This window comes from Tichowtungia aerotolerans (assembly GCF_009905215.1).
Lineage (GTDB): Bacteria > Verrucomicrobiota > Kiritimatiellia > Kiritimatiellales > Tichowtungiaceae > Tichowtungia > Tichowtungia aerotolerans.
The window spans coordinates 770594-787998 of sequence record NZ_CP047593.1; the positions used below are offsets into that span (position 1 = coordinate 770594).

The following is a 17405-nucleotide window of genomic DNA, read 5'->3' on the forward strand; positions in this document are numbered from 1 at the left end:
CGCGCTTCCCGTCAAAAAGGCTCGAAGCTGAACTCAACCTCAAACGCCAACGTTTCACCGATCGGCTGTCCGAAACTGCGCCCGGGAAGCTTCACCAGCATCTTTTCCAGTGCCTGCCGCAAAATTCGATGTCCCTCACCCCCCAGAACCTCCGCGGAAAGAATGGTTCCATGCTCATCAAGAATCACCAACAAATCAAATGTACCCTGCAGGCCAAAGCGCTCGGCAGCCGGAGGATAATATTTTTCCCGCTCAATCTGCTCAATCACCCAGCCCTGCACCTGATCCGGAGCAACCGAGTACACCGGAGCCGCCGCTTCCTGCGATACCTGAGCCACCGGCGCTTCCGGTCTCGGAGGTTCTTCCCGCGGCGGCTCGGGGGTCGGTTCCGGCATCGGCTCCTCAGGAACGTCCTCCAAAGCCACATCCGCCTCCTCCGGCTCCGGTTTCGGCTCCGGTTTCGGCGCAGGCTCAGGAAGCGGCGCAGGCTCGGCCTGCAGCTCCGCCTGCACAAAACTCAGCTTCACAGCACTCGCCACCGGCACTGCGGCATTCCGCTGATTCTCCAAACCCTGGAAAACAAGGACCAGCACGATCAGGTAAACCGCCCCGCACAGACACAATGCAGCGAGGCGGGTCAACCGCTCAAATGGACACGACTTATTCACGTCCGGCCGGCAACGTGGTTATCGAAACATCATCTCGCCCCTGCAGGCGGGTTTCGTCAATCACCGACAAAAACGATTCGAACGGCGCCGCACGATCCACAAACAGATTGATCCCGAGATCCGGATTCGAGCGAATCAGCGTCGGGATTTCTTCGCGAATTAAAACAATGCCGTCATGAAAAAGCGTTCCATCCGCATCGATGGTAATCACCAGCTGCTCCTTGCGTTCGGCCGAAGCCGAAGCGGACGCCGCCTTCGCCAGATTCACCGGCAGCGAAGGCTGAATAAAGGTTGATGTGATGAAAAAAAAGATCAGCAGAATAAACACCACGTCGATCAGCGGCGTCAGGTCGATCTCCTCATCAAATTCTTTATCCAGTGACCAATCTTCCAACATAATTAATTTTTTCTTTTACCAAAAAGATACAGAAAACACGGAAACCCAGCTGGCAACACATTCTATCTAAAGTTGAAGACAGTGCCCGGAATCCACAGGCAGTCCCTGTTTATATTGATAAACTCCTCACAACCCGGATCGCTCATTTGTGGCTTGCTCCCTGTTTTCAGTTTATTCCGTGATTAATTTTCGTCTTGGCCAATCATCAATTCACGGGCAGCCTCAATCGTCCCGATCATCAAAGACCGGGTGCGCAGGCGGAGCAGGTAGTAAAACACCAGCGTCGGAATCGCAACAGTCAGTCCCATAATCGTCGTAATGAGCGCTTCCCAGATTCCGCCGGCCAACGCAGCATTATCCACCGCCGCCTGCAGCGACATTTCGCGAAACACACGAGTAATTCCCAAAACCGTTCCGAGCAGCCCAAGCAGCGGGGAAATCACAGAAATCAGGCGCAGAATCGTGAGCGATACGGTTGTTCCGCTGAGATTGCGCTGGAACAGGTAAGCGACCTCTCCCTGCAGCTCTGATCGTGCGGTCCTGTGCGCCAATGCTGTCAAGAGCACATGCGCAATCGGATTTTTTGCCGCATCCTCTTCTGTTACGGTCGGCGACTTTTTTTTCAGCGCGGCTACAAACCGACGGAACCCGACCGGCACCACCGCCAGATAAATGAGTCCGGACAGGAAGAGATAAAGGCTGACAAAAGAGAGCACTGCGATCACTAAGCCCGCCGGCCCGATTTTTGCATAAACGGCTTCAAACATCATTTTTCTCCAGACCCGGAAGCATAGGACGGTTTCCAACCTTTGGAAAGTCTATTGCCGAGGCCAGCCCGGAACTTCCAGAGTTCTGGAAGCCCGGCGCTGCCTTAAACCAGTGAACTTTCAGAGAATTTCAACGTTCGCGTCCAGCCCTTCGTGGCTGGCATTCGGCTTAAATTCCACTTTGACACCTTTCGGTGCACGGATTTTCACGTTCAGTCTACCGCCACTGACTTTCCAGCTCACGGAAACCGGACCTTGCGGGGTCGCTGTTGCTCCCCGGGCATTTTTCAGGTTGCTGAGCCACGGGCTGATTTCAAACGCCTTGCCGCCGACGGCGGTCTGGCGGATTCCGAGAACGATGCGGTTCAGGAACCAGATCGGACTCGACGACCACGCGTGACAATGGCTGCGCGTCGGGAAGCCTTTCGGCGAACAGGTACTTCCGGCAAATGTTTCCCAAACCGTATCTGCTCCGGCATCAACCATCGGCTGAAATCCTTTGCAGATGGACTCCAGCACGGCATCGTATTCTCCGAGCTCTTCAAGCGCTTCATACATAAACTGCATGGCAAACGGAGCGCTGACCACCGTCATATCCTTCGTCGGATTGAGAAGATTCCGACGCAGCACCTCTTTTTTACCTTTCGGAATCATATCAAACATCACCGGGAACATGGAGGTATGCTGGCAGATTTTCGGGCTCGGCTTTCCGCTCTTGCGAATACTGTCGGGATACGAACCCTTTTTGTCGTTCCAGGTCGCATTGATGGCGCGCACCAGTTTTTTGCGGGCGGCAGCAAATTTCTTCTGAGCCTTGCTGTCCTTCAGGATTTCGGCGCAGTTTTCGGCAGCGCGCAGCGCGCCGACCAGCAGCATGTTGTTATGCATCACCGTCGGCTGGGCCTCGTCAATCGGAGCCCATTCGATCAGATTCCAGAACTCGCCGCTGAACAGGCCGTCGGCATTGAGCAGGCCGAGCGCGCCGTCAATATTCTGCTGCACGGCCGGCCACAGCTTTTTCAGGAAGCGCCGGTCGCCGCTGTGGAAGTAATGCTCCCACACGTGCATACCCCACAGGAAGCTCCACGCCGGCAGAATGCAGTCCCACGACGACGGCACCTGGCATCCGACAATCGGGAACTGCTCCAGCGACTGGGCGCCGAGTTCCAGACTGCGGGCGGAAACATCAAAGTTGGCATACGCTGCGAAAGCATAGAGTGCCTCGTTGCGGGCGTCGCCGATCCAAAGCGTCTGCTCGTACAGCGGACAGTCGGTAAACGTATCTTCCATGCAGAGTTGCAGAGTGCGTTCCGACATCGCCCAGGCTTTGTTGAGCATCGGATCGCTGCACTTAAACGAACCGGTCGCCTGAACCGGCGCAGTCGATTCGATCACGCGGAACTGCTTGATTTCCACCGGAGTCTTCTGGTTGCGCAGCGTTACAAACAGATAGCGGCCCGAACGGCGCTTAAGCGATGTAAAGCGGTTCATTCCTTTTTTCGTCACATACCGCAGGCCGTTACGGTTGTAATCATGCACATGCTGCAACACACCGTCCTCGCGGATAAACTCAATCGCATTGATATCCACGATGACACCCTCATCGGCTTTGATTGAAAATTCGAAATAACCGCAGACCTGCCCGCCGAGGTCAAAGCAGAGTTCCACATCCCCCTGACGCGACGGCTTGACAACCTTTCCGTCGAACAGACGATCCGCAGCCCCCAACGGCTCGCGGGCGGCAAACTCCCCGGAAAAATCGCTCATGAACACCTGTTCCGTCGGAATAGAACGAAGACTTTCTTCCGGAAGCGTCTGCGCTTTGGCTACAGCTTCGATCTGCATCAACCACCCTTTACGCAGTTTCTCGAGCTGCCTGTTCGGGAAGGAAAACCAGAGGCGGTCGTTGTCGGCCAGCAGGTATTTGTCAAACACAGCAACCTGCCAGTCGCTCCACTGCCCGCCGGGCATATCCAACCAGGAGAAGGTCAGGTCTTTCTCATGGCCCAGAAACGACTTACAGAAGAAGAAAACCTGATGCGATCCGGCGGCCAGCGTAACCTTGCCGGACTTCAAAATCCGTCCATTTACCGCCACGGCCCAGTTTCCCGAGTCCGGATTGGCAATATCCGATTTATGCGCTTTGTCTGAGAAATCAAACTGCTGTTTTTTACGCACTTTGAAAACACCCGCCAGAGCCACCGGACGCGTCGTGGTTCCGTTGGCCTCAGTGAGACCGGGATGTGCAATCTGCGCAACCGGCACCGTGTACTGCAGCCCGGAGCGTTTAACAACCGACACACTGCGAAGTTCTTTGGGGCGAACCGGCTTTTGGGTCAACAGGCCGACCTGACGTGCCGTGACGCGACCGGGACGTTTCTGTTCCACCGCCGGCTGCCAGTCAAACACGCTGGACAGTCGCGCATCGTATTCTTCCACCGGCTCCATCTGGATCGAAACTTTCGGAGTCCACTGCTGCCAGGCATAGGAAGGCGACGCCAGCCAGGTGGAATCCGTAGCAATGGAACCTTCGGGTGTATCGAGCTGAGCGAGCAGTCCGGCCTGCTGCGGAATCTGATGAAAGGTGCCAATACCAAAATAGCGGACGACCACTTCAATTCTGTTTTTACCGGCCTTCAGCAGACCGCCGACGTCATGCGTATCATGCTGGAAATGATTTGGATAAGCCCGGGCCGGTCCATCATGAACCCACTTTCCGTTAATGGAAACGCGGTACCAGCTGTCCGCTGTAATCCTCAGCGTTGCCGCATCAACGCTCGCAAGCTCAAATTCCTTTTTAAACAAAACCGTCTGGTTGTAATCCCGGACATCATTCTGCGCACACCAAATCCATTTCCAGTTAGTCTTCATGTCTCCCTTTCAGTTTCGGAAAAAGCAAAACCTTAGAGAAGCCGCAACAACAACACAAGCCACGGCTTTCCAAGGTTTGGAAGTCGACAAACCCCAGCTTACAGTATCACTTCGGACAGCGGACGTTTCGGCACCACATGCTCATCCTGTTCGTCACGATAATACCGAATCGAATCCGTCGCCTCAGTCAGTCGGACGGTTTCGTCCGGAATACCCATTGCCAGCACCAGAAGGATTTCGTATCGGCCGGAAATGTCCAGTGCGTCCGCCAGACCCCGGCGGTCCAGCGATCCGATCATGCACCCGCCGAGTCCCTTTTCCGCAGCTCCGAGCAGAATGGTCTGAGAAGCAATCCCGGGATCATACCCGAAATGTCTGGAGATCTCTGTATCTCCCAGCACCACAATATATGCCGCAGGGCGCTCGCCCTTTTCCGGTCCAACCCATTCCGTCAGATATCCGGCCCAGTTCAGGTACGGAAAAATCCGTGCATTGGTGTCTGCATCACAAGACAGTTTATATTTGAGAGGCTGCAGATTAGCACTTGATGCACTGATTCGGGCCAGATTCACCAGTTCCTCCAGCACGGACTTCTCGATGGCCCGGCCCTGTTGAAACCGACGATAACTCCGATCCGCTTCCACGATCTCTCTGAAATTCATAATCCCCTCCGGTCAAAGACGTATTGTTACCATTTCGCAGAACACCTGTTAAGTGACTTCCTCTTTCCAAAGTTTGGAAATTGTCTTTTTCAGGCCCCGGAAACATTGCAGGTTGTTTTCCATGAAACAGCTCATCGTTTTTATCTGTGTTACGGTTCTTTCGATCCTGCCGGCAAAAGCCCGCACATGGACGAATACCAAGGGAAAAACATTCGAGGCGGAAGTCGTCTGGATCAATGAAGATAAAGAAGTCAAACTCGCCTCCGCCAACGGAGAAACAATTGTTGTTCCGTTCGCAGGCCTCTCTGCCGAAAATGAAGAATATCTGGAAGACCTTCTGTTCCGCCAGATTCATGGAGAGCCGCACCCGGTCTCATGGAAAAAGATGAACGAACTGTTCGGGCTCAATATATGGAAAGACGTTTATGTTTTCGACGACCACACCAAACCGGCCGGCGAGCGTATGCAGCTGGAAAAAGAATCGGAAACCGACTTCATGGAAAATTACCGCGCGTATCCTCTGGGGAAAGAACAGATTCTTTCTGAGCCGGTTTACACCAGCGTGCTGTACGGCGGAAAACAATATGTGGAAAGCCTCTGCTTCGTATTCCTGAATCAGGGCGACATCCCGCTTCCGGAGCAGATGAGCGACGGATTTGTCGAAACAATGACTGAAGACATTGAGGCAAGCGGCATGCGCGTACACGATGCGATTGTTCCGATTCTGGGTGAGCCGAAGCGTGACACCATCGGTAAAGGTTCGATGCGTGAAAAGGTCTGGCGCTGGGACTGGAACGATCAGTCAATGCTGCTCAGCGTACAGGAAGGCAAATATGCAATGATGCGTATTCTGCCGGCCGAACTCGCAGATCGTTCCGGAAAGGTCGAAGAGGTCGAAAGCAGAGAACTGCGCAAACAAATGAAATCCTGCGTGGAGCGGCGTGACAACGGCGATGTCATCATCCGCAACATTCCGATGATCGATCAGGGACCGAAAGGCTATTGCTCCCCTGCCACATGGGAACGCTATCTTCGATATCTCGGAATTCCGGCCAACATGTACCAGCTGGCCAACGCCGGCAACACCGGCATCGGTGGCGGAACCCATACAAAAGAAATGATCGATGCGACCGAAAGCCTTCTTTTTACAAACGGAAGGAATCTGAAAGAAATTGAGGACCCGCTCGAAATCCAAACCATTTCTGAGTATATCGATGATGGCATGCCGATCATGTGGTCGTTCGCAACATCATCTGACCTCCAGCGGGAAATCAACCGGCATAACGCCCGCAGGAACGAACGAAAAATTGAAGAAAAAGAAAACACCGGCGCCAATGTCCACGGCGGACACATCTGTCTGATTATGGGATATAACCGGAAAATTCAGGAGTTCGCGATCTCCGACAGCTGGGGCCCGAAATTCAATGAACGATGGGTTCCCATTGATTTAATCGACTACATACCGTACAGCGTCATGAATGTCATCAGATGGTAATTCATCTGAAAGAGATGATCACGGAATGCTGAACCGCTTCTCCCGGCTCAACCACCCTTAATGTACCGGCCTCCTGCTCGGCGGCCTGCCCGTCCGGATGGCAGTTGGCAGGCTCCAGCCCCATCACATATTCCTGCTCGCCCATCATTTTCCACTGGGTAAAAAACGGCAGCTCGGCCTTGCGGAAGGCCACCTCAACCTCGCAGCCGGATTTTTTATTTTTGAGCGTCATGCGGGCCATGCCATCTTTATCGGTTTCGACATCGTGGTAATAACAGGTTTCGGCACAGCCGGCAGTCGGCACATGGCACTCGCTCCATCTATCAATGCAGGCGGCTGCAGCATCGTTGCGCGGCGTCGTGTTGAGGGACTTTCCTTCCACCACCGAATCTTCGCTCAGCAGTGGATAACCGAGATTGATGTGATAAATCATCATCAGCGGCGACGAACGAACGCCGCGGTTAACAATCTCATCCCGGATCGCAATCGAGTTATCCCCCATCGCCGTCGAGATGGTCCGCCGAAGTTCTAGGTTCTCGCCAAAAAAACTGACCTCGCGCACCGTTCCGCTGACACGGAGTTCATAACGACCGTTTTTCCATTCCTTGGAAATGCTTACGTCTTCGGCAGGAATATTGGAAAGACGTCCATGCAGCCCGAGCGGTCCGGCGACCTCCATGCCTGCTTCGGGCGCCGGATTGCCGGCCGTGCGCATCCCGCAGCCGGCCAGCAGGCCGCCGCCGAAACTGCGCAGCCAGCGGAAACCGTCCGACTCAAAACGGGAGGGATGCACCAGTCCTACCGGCGTCTGATACGCCACCGGCGTTCCGTTAAACGAGGCGTCACCGATGTCCATGCCGCGATCAAGCAAAACCGTAAAGCGCAGGCCGCTTCCATTATCAACGTCCGCTATGCGGATTCCACGACCGCGCCCGTCATCCAGCACCGATGTGCGAATCCTCGCCAGTTGGTCCATCGTGCCGACATATCTCCTGAGTTCATTCGCTGTCATCAGATTTCCTCTCTTAAATGCGGAGCGATCTGCAACCATACAAACGTGGCCTCTTCGTTCCAAACTCCCCAAAGTGCTTCGAACCCGGCTCGAATTTTTTCAACATCTTTCCCGAAAAGATGAACCGCGGCCTTCGCGGCCCCTTCAGCAAAAACATTCGGGAAAACATCCTGACTCAGCACAACACGCATCGTCCCGATCAACCGATCGTCCCAGCTCAGCTTTCGCTCGAGATCGCGACAGACACGATCCACCCGGTCGGTAAGATACGGGTTGACCATTCTCTCGAGCAGATCGTCGGCATAGGCCGCGAACCCGTCCGACGTAAACAGCTCATCCACACCGGCCCACTTTTTGCACAGTGCCACACCGGACTCATCAACAAACGCCTTGCGCGCCCAGGCCAGCAGATCGACCTCATCTGCCATCTCATGCATAAACAAAGCGCCGTTCTGCTGTGCATACAGGCCGAGCCAGAGGTGAACCGCATTATGCCCGTAGAGTTTGGCCTCTTCGAACGGAAGCAGATCGGGCTTGTCGTACAGCCCCTGCACCATCCGCTCGCTGAGTCCATCGCAGGACTGGATCAGGATTTTATTGAACGCTTCGACCAAATGTCCGCGATCCGCGTCCGGCGTCAGTGTCGGAATGTCGCGCCGCACACATTCCTCGGCCGGGAAAATGCAGCTCATTTTCCCGATCACGGTATTGAGAGTTTGCGTGTTGGCAAACGAACCGATTTCCTTTTCGAGTTCTTCCGCCGCATGATTGTGGTTTTCGGCCGCATAAACAAACCGGCGGCGATCAGGCTCTTTTCCAAAACCTTCCTTCAGCCAGCCGAGGTGTTTAAAAAATGCAATACTCGGAAGCGCTGTCGCGACTTCATCCGCCATTGCCGCAGCTTCAACCAGCTTCGCGGCCTCTTCCGGAACGGTCGGATTATAAATTTCGACTCCGGAAATCGTTTCAGTGGTTACTTCTGTATTCGAAGCAATGTTGATCCGGATCGTTCCGTCATTGGCACGAATGGATTCAATCAACGCCGTATCCACATCCGCAATGACAAGCCGGTCAAAGCCGCCGCGGAATGCGCCGTCGAGAAAGATACTGGTCTGGATCGGCCCCAGGCCGATCCCGAGAAATGTTTTCATAGGTCTCCTAAAGGGTTTTCAGTACAGGCTGCAATGACGGCTGCAGCTGCTTATACAGCGCATGTTTTTCGCGATAAAACGCGTGACGTTTTTCGTCCGGCTCAAACAGGCGTTCGTGCCTGACAAACAGTTCGGCGGCGGCTTCCGGGTTTTGGAGAACACCGGTTGCAATACCGGCGTTCATGGCAGCGCCGAGCAGTCCCGCCTCGGTAATCACCGGGCGCACAACGGGCACACCAAGAATATCGGACCGCAGTTGAAGTCCGGCATCAGATTGGGCACCTCCGCCGGAGGCAATATATTCCGACGCACCAAGACCCAGATTCTTCAGCGCATCCATTCCCTCAAGGAAGTAGAACGCCGTACCTTCCTGAATGGCTTTAAGGATCTCACCGCGCTTCGTGGAGGTTCGCAGTCCGACAATCACGCCAGCGGTATCCGGCGTATGATGCGGCGGCGTATCAAAGTGCGGTAGCACCAGCAGACGGCTCGGCTCAGCCGGCATTTCCCTGTCAAGCTGACTGTACGAAACGGACCCGTCCGTAAACGTATCGCGAAACCATTTCACCAGCAGGCCGGCCTGGTTGTAATGAAACGAAACAAACAGGTCCGGCACCAGATGATGTTCCACATTCAGGTTATTGCGGCACATTTCCTGCAGGTCGGACGGCATGTTGTAAATCGGGGTAATGCAGTCGAACGACCCCATGCCGTACACCGCGCGCCCGGCAGAAACACCGCCGCATCCCAGCGCGTTGCAGCACTGATCGTGACCGCCCGCAACCACCTTAACGCCTTTCGGAAGTCCAAGCTGTTCAGCCATGGCATTGGAAACCGTTCCGGTGACCGTTCCACCCGGCACCACCGGCGCCAGCTTTTCGCGATCGATGACGCTCCACGCGAGCAGCTCGTCCGACCAGTCGTTTTTCTTCAGGTCGAACAGCAGCGTGCGGTTGGCGTGCGAATTGTTAGTGGTCGGCTCTGCGCCCAGCATAAAGGCGATGAAATCGGCCCAATGCAGGAACAGGTCGGCAGCATCATACACTTCCGGGCGATGCTCTTTCAGCCACAGAATTTTCGGCATCGAATAATTGGGCCCGAGCAGGTTCGGATTGATCGCGTAAAACACTTCATGCCCGAAGTCTGCCAGCAGCCGGTCGATGTGCTCCTGCCCGCGGTCGTCGACACACAGAATACTGTTATCGAGGATTTTCCGACCTTTGGAAACCGGCACGACCGCTTCGCCGAAACTGCCGATCGAAAGCGCCGTGACCGGGTCGTTTCCGGCCTGCGCCACCGCTTCGGCAATCACCTCGCAGGTGATTTTCCAAACATTGGAAGAATCAAGCTCCGACCAGCCGGGCTGCGGATGCAGCATGTCGTATTCGCGGTAAGCCTGCGCAATGCAGGCCCCGTCGAGATTGAACACGCCGGCTTTGACGCCGCTGGTCCCTAAATCGATGCCGAGCAGACTCATAGTTCTTTGAGTTCGTAACCAAGGTATTTGGTGAATGCTTCCTTGACCGCCGGGGCCACATGGCCGGCGGTAACGCCGACGTGGTGGCGGTAGCCTTCATGCCCAATGTACTCGAGGGCATTCTGCAGGTTGTTGATTCTGGCAACGCCGCCGCAACCGAAGAACCCTTCTTCAATTTCATCGGCAGTGAACTCGCCTTCACCGAGGTAACACCAGAGTTTGCCGTCGGTGGTCTTTGCGCTGGCAAAGGTCATCGGCGTCGGCGCGATGCGACCGACGTTGCAGCCCCAGCCGCAGCCCGCGCCCATTGCTTTGGCGAACATCGGGTGGTCAACAACCTGCCCCTTGGCAGTCATCAGTCCCTGAGGAACCGGGCCGCAGTGGAACAGGATGCATTTATCCGGATCGTCGCCGTAGTTGTTGTTCCAGTCGAGACAGGTGGCCGGCAGCTGGGACGCGAGGCGAAGCGCATACATCGGAACCGCGTTGCAGACGTCGAGCTCGCAGGCGGAGACAATGCCGCGGTCATTCATTTCGCTGAGCAGTACACACGGGGAAACGCCGAGCTCTTTTTCGATTTCGATCCAGCAGCGCAGCGCCATGCAGTCGAGCTTGTAGTCATCCATGATGTTGTCGAGAACGACTGCCACTTTGGCCAGCATTTCCGATTTTTCGGCCGGAACGCCGTCCCAGTTAGTGTAGTTTTTCAGGCGCTCAGCTTTGGCAATAAACTGATCGTCGGTGGTTTTGATGTCGCGCACACGCAGGAACACCTCGGACAGGTCGAGCGCCTCGGTGGTAATGCCGTAGCGCTGAAGGGTCAGCTCGTCAAAGCGAACCGTCTTAAAGGCCGTCGTGCGGGCTCCGATGGCGCCGACCGACATCTTTTTCATCTTGTTGGCCACGCGGCAGACGGCGGCGAACTGCGTGAGATGCTTCTCAAACGTTGCGCTGGTCGGAGCCACGGTATGCGGCTGGAAGGTGGTGAACGGCAGGCCGTACTGGCAGAAGATGTCCATCACGGAAAACTTGCCGCAGAACGCATCGCGGCGATCAGCAAAGCCCATTTTTCCGAACTCGTCCGGATAGGCCTGAACGAGAATCGGCACGCCGCATTCTTCGAGCGCGGCAATGGCGCCGTTTTCATCGCCGAAGTTCGGCAGGCAGAGGATCACGCCGTCATACTTTCCCGCGTTCGCTTTGAGGAACTGTGCGTATTTGATGCCGTCGTCAACGCCTTCGATTGCGCCGAATTTGGTGAGCGACTCATCCATCAGCAGTGCGTTGAATCCGAGTTTTTTGAGTACAGCGGTCATCTCGCCGCGGGCATCAGAGATCAGCTTTTCCGGAAAAAATCCGCGGTTGCCGAAATAAAGTGCAAATGTCATTTCCTGTTTCATGGGTCAGCCCTCCGGGTTAAGGATTTTTGCAGAGTCCTGCACTTCGAGATCTTCTTTGATGACAACGAGCATGGCGTCGTAGACCGCCTGCTGCGCGGCTTCGATGCCGCTGGCAATCGCCGCTTCGTACGGCTGGCGGATTGCGGTTGCCACATTGATTTTGGCAATGCCGTGCTTCATGGAATCCATGATGTATTCCTTGCGGATTCCGGTTCCGCCGTGCAGAACGAGAGGAATGTCCGTTGTTTTGTGAATGCGGTCGAGGTGCTCAATGTTCAGGCGCGCGGCCACTTTCTTTTTACCTTTGGCGGCGGCGGAAATCGCACCATGGATGTTGCCGATGGCGACAGACAGCCAGTCGCAGCCGCTCTGGCCGGCAAACTGTTTGGCTTCGTCCGGATCGGTGAATCCTTTACCGGAGGCAAAGAGTTCCTCGTACGGCGGGAGCGGCCCGGACTCGTGCCCCATCACCGCGCCCAGCTCGGCCTCAATCGGAATCCCGGCGGCGTGCGCCACATCCGCGGCCTCTTTGGTGCAGGCAACGTTTTCTGCGAATGACAGGCGGGAGCCGTCCACCATCACGGATTCATAACCGGCATCCACCGCGCGCTGGATGATTTCCATGAAGTCGACGCGCAGGTCGTCTTCGTCGATCACCGGAACGTGGTCGAGGTGCAGGCGGGTATGGCCCGGCAGTTTGCATTTTTCGTATTCAGCCTGAAGCGCTTCGAGGCTGCCGGTTTCGAATTTTTCCCACTCGAGGCGAGCGGCCATCACCAACCCGACGCTGTTGGTGTCCTTGATGGCCTTCACGACCGGCTCCACCATCGGCAGATACGGGATGTTGAATGCGGGAATAACGACGCCGGCCGTACAGGCCCGTCTCATCAGCTGCTGCGTTGATGCATACGGCATAAGAAATCCTTTCTTTGATTGAAGGAGATCATTGTGTCGCGCGGTACAGAAAAGCGGAATGGACAGGAGCACTAAAACATGTAAAATACGGCAAACTTAAATACATGAGGAGGAATGGAATGATGGAATACAGGAATAGTTGGATGAATGGGATCAATTCAATCCTCCATCGTTCCATTATTCCATAATTCCACTCTTCCTTTCTTCCAATGATCAGGACCGCCATAGAGACCCGCGAAATGAATGAGGTGATGAGCCGGCTGCACCGGCTCTTCGACATCCGCATTACGTTTTTTGATGTGCAGGAAGACGAACAGCGCGACTTCCACATCAAGCCAATGTCGCCGTTCTGCCGCGCACTGCGCAAACAGAAAAGCATGGACCAGAAATGCAAGACCTGTGACCGGGAAAACCTGGCCGAAGCCAAACAACTGCGCGATGTCCATATCTACCACTGCCATGCGGGTCTGATTGAAGGCATCGTTCCGCTTTATGACCGACGGAACCTTTATCTGGGAGCCATCGTTTTCGGACAGCTTCGCGATCCGGACACCAAAGCCAATGAAGACTGGAGCGGAGCGCAAAAAAAACACAGGCTCAGTCTGTCACCCTGCCCGATGGAAAAAGCGCGGGATATCGGCCACCTGCTGAAGCTGGTCAGCGAATCAATGATCGACCGCGAGCTGATCCGGCGGCAGAGCAACCCGTGGGTGGCAACGCTAGACAGCTATATTGAGCAGCACCTTCATGAAAAAATCACGACCGACGATCTGGCCCGTCAGATTGATAAATCCGAGTCATTCATCACTCATCACTTCCCACTCGAATTCGGCTCCACGCCCCGCCAGCACATCCTCAAGCGCCGCATGGAAGAAGCCAAACTGATGCTCGAAAACGGCACGTCCGTTCAGGAAACCGCCGAACGCCTCGGCTTCTACGACGCCTTCCACTTTTCCAAAACCTTCAAACGCTTCTGGAACAAACCGCCCAGCACTGTCGGTTCCAACTAGCGTTTTTACCCAACGAATCTCATATCGAAAATTTTTATAAGATTCACAACCTGTTGTGCGGGTTTATATTTCATTGCGTTGTACATTGGGAGATGTATAGCGAACTTCGCCTAAACCAACAGTCTATTGGTTATCCCGCACAATATCTGTAATCTCCAACGAAGAAAGCGGAATAACAGCCAACTCACAGTCCTCTTTACCAAGAGAGTAGATTACATACAAATTGCCGTCATGCTCATACGCGTAGGGATACTGCCATCCGGGCATCTTATGCTTCCCTTTAAATACCGGCTGATAGGTTACGCCCTGACGTATTTTGTACATGCGCACAAAAGCCTCCCCGCCGGGACGACTAACCGCCACAGCAAGGGTACTGCGGTCCATGGGATCTCCATCACTGACATTGGCAACCAGATACCGCTGACCAGTACTGAGCATTCCCCCAAAAACCTTCGAACGAATCATCGGGAAATTACTCGCCCGAGCACGAGTCCATGAGCGACCAAAATCTGAACTGGCTGAAACGCCGGCCACGCCTGGAAAACTGGAACGCATAACAGCGGTGACCTGCCCATCATCAACAATCAGTGTTGTCTCCGAACACTTATCGCCTTTTGACACCGGAATGGGAACCCGATCCCAACGAGTAAAATCGTCACCATGACTGATAAACACACAGGCCCAGAAACCCGTATAAACCCCGCCGCAAATCCAGTTCCCGTTTGCCATCCGCACCGGGGCATCCACCATCCCGCCGCCGCGCGCAACTATACCTCGCGACTCCCAGCGGCCCGTTTTCCCGTTCAACAGAAAAGCTTCAGTATTGACCTGGCGCACTCCGCTTGAATAGTCGAACTGCAGCGCAAAGAACCACAACTCACCATTATGCGAGATGTATGCCCCGTGCGAATGGGCCAGCTCCCCGGGGCACGAAGAGGCAATCACCTCCAGCTCAGACCACGTCAGTCCGCCATCCGCCGACTGCTTCCCGCAAACCCGTTCAGCATCGCTGTTTTCATCCACCGGGCTGGCCGCCCAGTTTGCATAGAACACGCCCTGATGCTCAACAATTGCCGTTCCCAACAGAAACCGGTCGCCGTCCGAAACAGCCTGATGCACCGAAACATAATCGAGACCATCAACATACGGCAGATCTGCAACATGCTCCGGCAAAGCCGGGCCGTCCCACAGCACCTCATCGGCCAGCACGGAAACGGCACTCAACGTAACCAGCAATCTGAATATGAATTTCAAAATAGAATCAAAATACAAACACATTGCGACCAACTATTCCGTAATATCAAGGTATACCTCATTGCCATCGACCAGAACACTTCCTTTAAAACCGGAAGGCAAAGAACCGATACTCAGTCCATTATCCGAAATCGTTCCCGTACAGGAAAACAATGTATACCTCCCGGCCTCCAGACCGCCCAGATTGCTTACATTGAGTGTTCCATCAAGAACCAGATCTTCTGTAACAATCCGATCTCCGGGGTCTTTCATGCTGCCGAGTTCAAACTCAAGCACCGACAATTCACTCAAAGAAAGCGTTCTGAGAGTAAGCGTTCCGGCAGCAAAAAAGCCCGGCGCAAGAATACCGCCGTCATGAATTGTGACAGGACGCAATACCGAACCGTCACCGCCGAACAACGCGCCCCGGGCAACAGACACCGGGACCAGCCGTCGATCCACGGTGCCGCGAGTCACCCACACATCTCCCTCGGAAACAACCAGCGCCCCGAAGGAGTTGATATTATCTTCTCCGCCACGAATCACCAGTCTGCCGCCGCCGGTTTTGGTCAACCCGCTCGACGCGCCGCCCAGCCCGCCATTCACATTGATTGTACTGCCGGCACCAACCTCCCACGTCTGACTGTTGCCCAAATACAATCGACTGTTAAACATCACGCTCCCGGCTCGTACCGGGTTCAATACAACACCGCCCCCGATATTCAGCGTATAGGTGTCTTTGCGCCCGATGGTCCAATCCGGCCCATCGAACTGAATACGACCAACCGCCCATCCATAGTTCACAACCGGCTGACGGTTCCCCCCGGCACTGTCATCGGCAAAGCGGGCAACATCCTGAGACGTGCTGTTTTCCGGTCGGACTCCACCGATCCAGTTTTCCGGATCGGTCCATGCTGAATTCTTGCTGCCGTCCCAGGTGATCACTGCAGCTGATGTTGCAAAGACAAATGCGAACAGCGCAGTGACCCACCCATATATTATATTCTTCATCATTGTATTTACCGTTGGTTCAAATACTTCGTTCGGTCATCGATCTATTCAGCAATGATTCTGAAAAAACCTTCCGGCTCGATGGTCTTCACATAAATCACTTCATTCGTCGCCGACTCAAACTCTGTCACATAACTCAGATTGCTAACAACAAACGGCTCAGAACCGTCAACAGAATGCCCAATGGTCTCCCAGGCGTTGGCCGTAAGATTTGAGGCACAGAAAAGTGTATAGCGGCTTGCTGCATCCGGAGCATCGACAACCAGTCTCATCACATCACCGGAAACAGATGAACAGCTGACAATAGCAGCAGCCTGCGGCGGAGCATTCGCTGTAACCTGAAGATAAACCCCTTCGGCATCAGTCGAAATACTGCCTTCAAAGCCATCCGGCAAGGTCAGATCCAACCCGTTATCCGTCAGCGTGCCCGCGCAAGTAAACAGAGTATACGTTCCCGGCTCCAGGCCTCCCTCATTGCTTACGTTAAGCTGTCCATCGAGAATTAAATCCTCTTCTACAACAACTTGATCACTGGTTTCTGCCAAGCTGTCGAGTTCAAAGTCCAAAATCGATGAAGCATTCAAAGAAAGAGACCTGAGCGTAAGCGTGCCCGGACCGCCATATCCCGGGGAAAGTGTGCCGCCGTCATTCACAGTAACTGGACGCAGAGCAGGTGCGGAGCCTCCAAATACAGCTCCACTGTTAACCGTCACCGTCGCAAGCCGCCGATCCATCACGCCGCTTGTCAGCAGAACCTTCCCCTCCGAAACAACAAGCGCCCCAAAGGTGTTTGTATTATCGACTCCCCCGCGAATAATCAGATTCCCCTCACCGATTTTTGTCAGCGTACTGGAAGCCCCGCCCATACCTCCATTGACATTAATGGTAGTTCCAGCACAGGCGTCCCATGTCTGATTTCCTCCCAGGTACAGGAAGCTGTTGAAAACCACAGAACCAGTATTTGTAGAATCTACTGTAACGCCGCCACCGATATTCAACACATAAGAGCCGCTGCGTCCTATAGTCCATCCAACCCCGTCAAACTGAACAGCACCAACTGCCCAATTATAATTCACAACCGGCTGGTTATTTACGCTTTCACTGTCATCGGCAAATCGAGCAATGTCCTGAGAAGTATTGTTCGCTGGGCGAACGTCTCCTGCCCAGTTTGCCGGATCAGTCCAAGAAGAATTCTTGCTCCCATCCCATGTAATCACCGTTGCAGAAACTATCTCCGAAAAGCCCAGCAACACCCAGGCAAATAAACAGCAACACACTTTTTGCTTCAGCATTCTATTAACAACTGATCCGGTCTTCATACTTATCTCCTTTTTAT

Annotated in this window: 15 protein-coding genes; 2 read left to right on the forward strand and 13 right to left on the reverse strand. The window is 54.4% G+C overall.

Annotated features, from left to right (window positions below):
* Positions 1-11 precede the first annotated feature (11 nt).
* From GT409_RS03295 to GT409_RS03315, 5 genes are all read right to left on the reverse strand, one after another.
* Positions 12-668: an energy transducer TonB gene (locus GT409_RS03295; RefSeq protein ID WP_160626916.1), complete on the reverse strand. Its 657-nt coding sequence runs from the start codon at positions 666-668 to the stop codon at positions 12-14.
* Positions 661-1065: an ExbD/TolR family protein gene (locus tag GT409_RS03300; protein WP_160626918.1), complete on the reverse strand. Its 405-nt coding sequence runs from the start codon at positions 1063-1065 to the stop codon at positions 661-663. The genes GT409_RS03295 and GT409_RS03300 overlap by 8 nt, the downstream gene beginning before the upstream one ends.
* A gap of 182 nt (positions 1066-1247) precedes the next feature.
* A complete protein-coding gene (locus GT409_RS03305) occupies positions 1248-1835 on the reverse strand; it encodes a MotA/TolQ/ExbB proton channel family protein (RefSeq protein WP_160626920.1) in 588 nt (195 codons plus the stop codon).
* Positions 1836-1952: 117 nt separating this feature from the next.
* Complete coding sequence (locus GT409_RS03310; protein ID WP_160626922.1) at positions 1953-4703, reverse strand: alpha-L-rhamnosidase-related protein; 2751 nt, start codon at positions 4701-4703, stop codon at positions 1953-1955.
* A 98-nt stretch (positions 4704-4801) separates the two neighbouring features.
* The gene (locus tag GT409_RS03315) at positions 4802-5365 is read right to left on the reverse strand and encodes a nitroreductase family protein (RefSeq protein WP_160626924.1); all 564 of its coding nucleotides are present in this window, start codon (positions 5363-5365) and stop codon (positions 4802-4804) included.
* A 121-nt stretch (positions 5366-5486) separates the two neighbouring features.
* Between GT409_RS03315 and GT409_RS03320 the strand changes: the two genes are divergently transcribed.
* On the forward strand, positions 5487-6860 hold the full coding sequence (locus GT409_RS03320) for a C39 family peptidase (RefSeq protein WP_160626926.1): 1374 nt from the start codon (positions 5487-5489) through the stop codon (positions 6858-6860).
* A 1-nt stretch (position 6861) separates the two neighbouring features.
* Here GT409_RS03320 and GT409_RS03325 read toward each other — a convergent pair whose 3' ends face one another.
* The 5 genes from GT409_RS03325 to GT409_RS03345 are packed head-to-tail and all read right to left on the reverse strand — an operon-like array spanning position 6862 to position 12815.
* Positions 6862-7872, reverse strand: a complete 1011-nt coding sequence (locus tag GT409_RS03325; RefSeq protein ID WP_160626928.1) for an aldose 1-epimerase family protein — start codon at positions 7870-7872, stop codon at positions 6862-6864.
* The gene (locus tag GT409_RS03330) at positions 7872-9023 is read right to left on the reverse strand and encodes a mannitol dehydrogenase family protein (RefSeq protein ID WP_160626930.1); all 1152 of its coding nucleotides are present in this window, start codon (positions 9021-9023) and stop codon (positions 7872-7874) included. The genes GT409_RS03325 and GT409_RS03330 overlap by 1 nt, the downstream gene beginning before the upstream one ends.
* 7 nt (positions 9024-9030) lie before the next feature.
* Positions 9031-10500 carry an FGGY-family carbohydrate kinase gene (locus GT409_RS03335; RefSeq protein WP_160626932.1) on the reverse strand — a complete coding sequence of 490 codons (1470 nt, stop codon included), beginning with the start codon at positions 10498-10500 and terminating at the stop codon, positions 9031-9033.
* Positions 10497-11900, reverse strand: a complete 1404-nt coding sequence (locus GT409_RS03340) for an L-fucose/L-arabinose isomerase family protein (RefSeq protein WP_233231595.1) — start codon at positions 11898-11900, stop codon at positions 10497-10499. The genes GT409_RS03335 and GT409_RS03340 overlap by 4 nt, the downstream gene beginning before the upstream one ends.
* A 3-nt stretch (positions 11901-11903) precedes the next feature.
* The gene (locus GT409_RS03345) at positions 11904-12815 is read right to left on the reverse strand and encodes a class II fructose-bisphosphate aldolase (protein WP_160626934.1); all 912 of its coding nucleotides are present in this window, start codon (positions 12813-12815) and stop codon (positions 11904-11906) included.
* Between the two features lie 209 nt (positions 12816-13024).
* Between GT409_RS03345 and GT409_RS03350 the strand changes: the two genes are divergently transcribed.
* Positions 13025-13825 carry a PocR ligand-binding domain-containing protein gene (locus GT409_RS03350; protein WP_269844976.1) on the forward strand — a complete coding sequence of 267 codons (801 nt, stop codon included), beginning with the start codon at positions 13025-13027 and terminating at the stop codon, positions 13823-13825.
* A gap of 123 nt (positions 13826-13948) precedes the next feature.
* Here GT409_RS03350 and GT409_RS03355 read toward each other — a convergent pair whose 3' ends face one another.
* The 3 genes from GT409_RS03355 to GT409_RS03365 are packed head-to-tail and all read right to left on the reverse strand — an operon-like array spanning position 13949 to position 17388.
* Positions 13949-15079: an exo-alpha-sialidase gene (locus GT409_RS03355; protein WP_160626939.1), complete on the reverse strand. Its 1131-nt coding sequence runs from the start codon at positions 15077-15079 to the stop codon at positions 13949-13951.
* Positions 15080-15112: 33 nt separating this feature from the next.
* On the reverse strand, positions 15113-16072 hold the full coding sequence (locus tag GT409_RS03360; RefSeq protein ID WP_160626941.1) for a hypothetical protein: 960 nt from the start codon (positions 16070-16072) through the stop codon (positions 15113-15115).
* A 41-nt stretch (positions 16073-16113) separates the two neighbouring features.
* Positions 16114-17388, reverse strand: a complete 1275-nt coding sequence (locus GT409_RS03365) for a hypothetical protein (RefSeq protein ID WP_160626943.1) — start codon at positions 17386-17388, stop codon at positions 16114-16116.
* Between the last annotated feature and the right edge of the window lie 17 nt (positions 17389-17405).

Excerpts from the sequence above, each read along its gene's own strand:
- GT409_RS03300 (WP_160626918.1), bottom strand. The coding sequence starts at position 1,065 with ATGTTGGAAGATTGGTCACTGGATAAAGAATTTGATGAGGAGATCGAC.
- GT409_RS03305 (WP_160626920.1), bottom strand. The coding sequence starts at position 1,835 with ATGATGTTTGAAGCCGTTTATGCAAAAATCGGGCCGGCGGGCTTAGTG.
- GT409_RS03310 (WP_160626922.1), bottom strand. The coding sequence starts at position 4,703 with ATGAAGACTAACTGGAAATGGATTTGGTGTGCGCAGAATGATGTCCGG.
- GT409_RS03315 (WP_160626924.1), bottom strand. The coding sequence starts at position 5,365 with ATGAATTTCAGAGAGATCGTGGAAGCGGATCGGAGTTATCGTCGGTTT.
- GT409_RS03320 (WP_160626926.1), top strand. The coding sequence starts at position 5,487 with ATGAAACAGCTCATCGTTTTTATCTGTGTTACGGTTCTTTCGATCCTG.
- GT409_RS03325 (WP_160626928.1), bottom strand. The coding sequence starts at position 7,872 with ATGACAGCGAATGAACTCAGGAGATATGTCGGCACGATGGACCAACTG.
- GT409_RS03330 (WP_160626930.1), bottom strand. The coding sequence starts at position 9,023 with ATGAAAACATTTCTCGGGATCGGCCTGGGGCCGATCCAGACCAGTATC.
- GT409_RS03335 (WP_160626932.1), bottom strand. The coding sequence starts at position 10,500 with ATGAGTCTGCTCGGCATCGATTTAGGGACCAGCGGCGTCAAAGCCGGC.
- GT409_RS03340 (WP_233231595.1), bottom strand. The coding sequence starts at position 11,900 with ATGAAACAGGAAATGACATTTGCACTTTATTTCGGCAACCGCGGATTT.
- GT409_RS03345 (WP_160626934.1), bottom strand. The coding sequence starts at position 12,815 with ATGCCGTATGCATCAACGCAGCAGCTGATGAGACGGGCCTGTACGGCC.
- GT409_RS03350 (WP_269844976.1), top strand. The coding sequence starts at position 13,025 with ATGATCAGGACCGCCATAGAGACCCGCGAAATGAATGAGGTGATGAGC.
- GT409_RS03360 (WP_160626941.1), bottom strand. The coding sequence starts at position 16,072 with ATGATGAAGAATATAATATATGGGTGGGTCACTGCGCTGTTCGCATTT.
- GT409_RS03365 (WP_160626943.1), bottom strand. The coding sequence starts at position 17,388 with ATGAAGACCGGATCAGTTGTTAATAGAATGCTGAAGCAAAAAGTGTGT.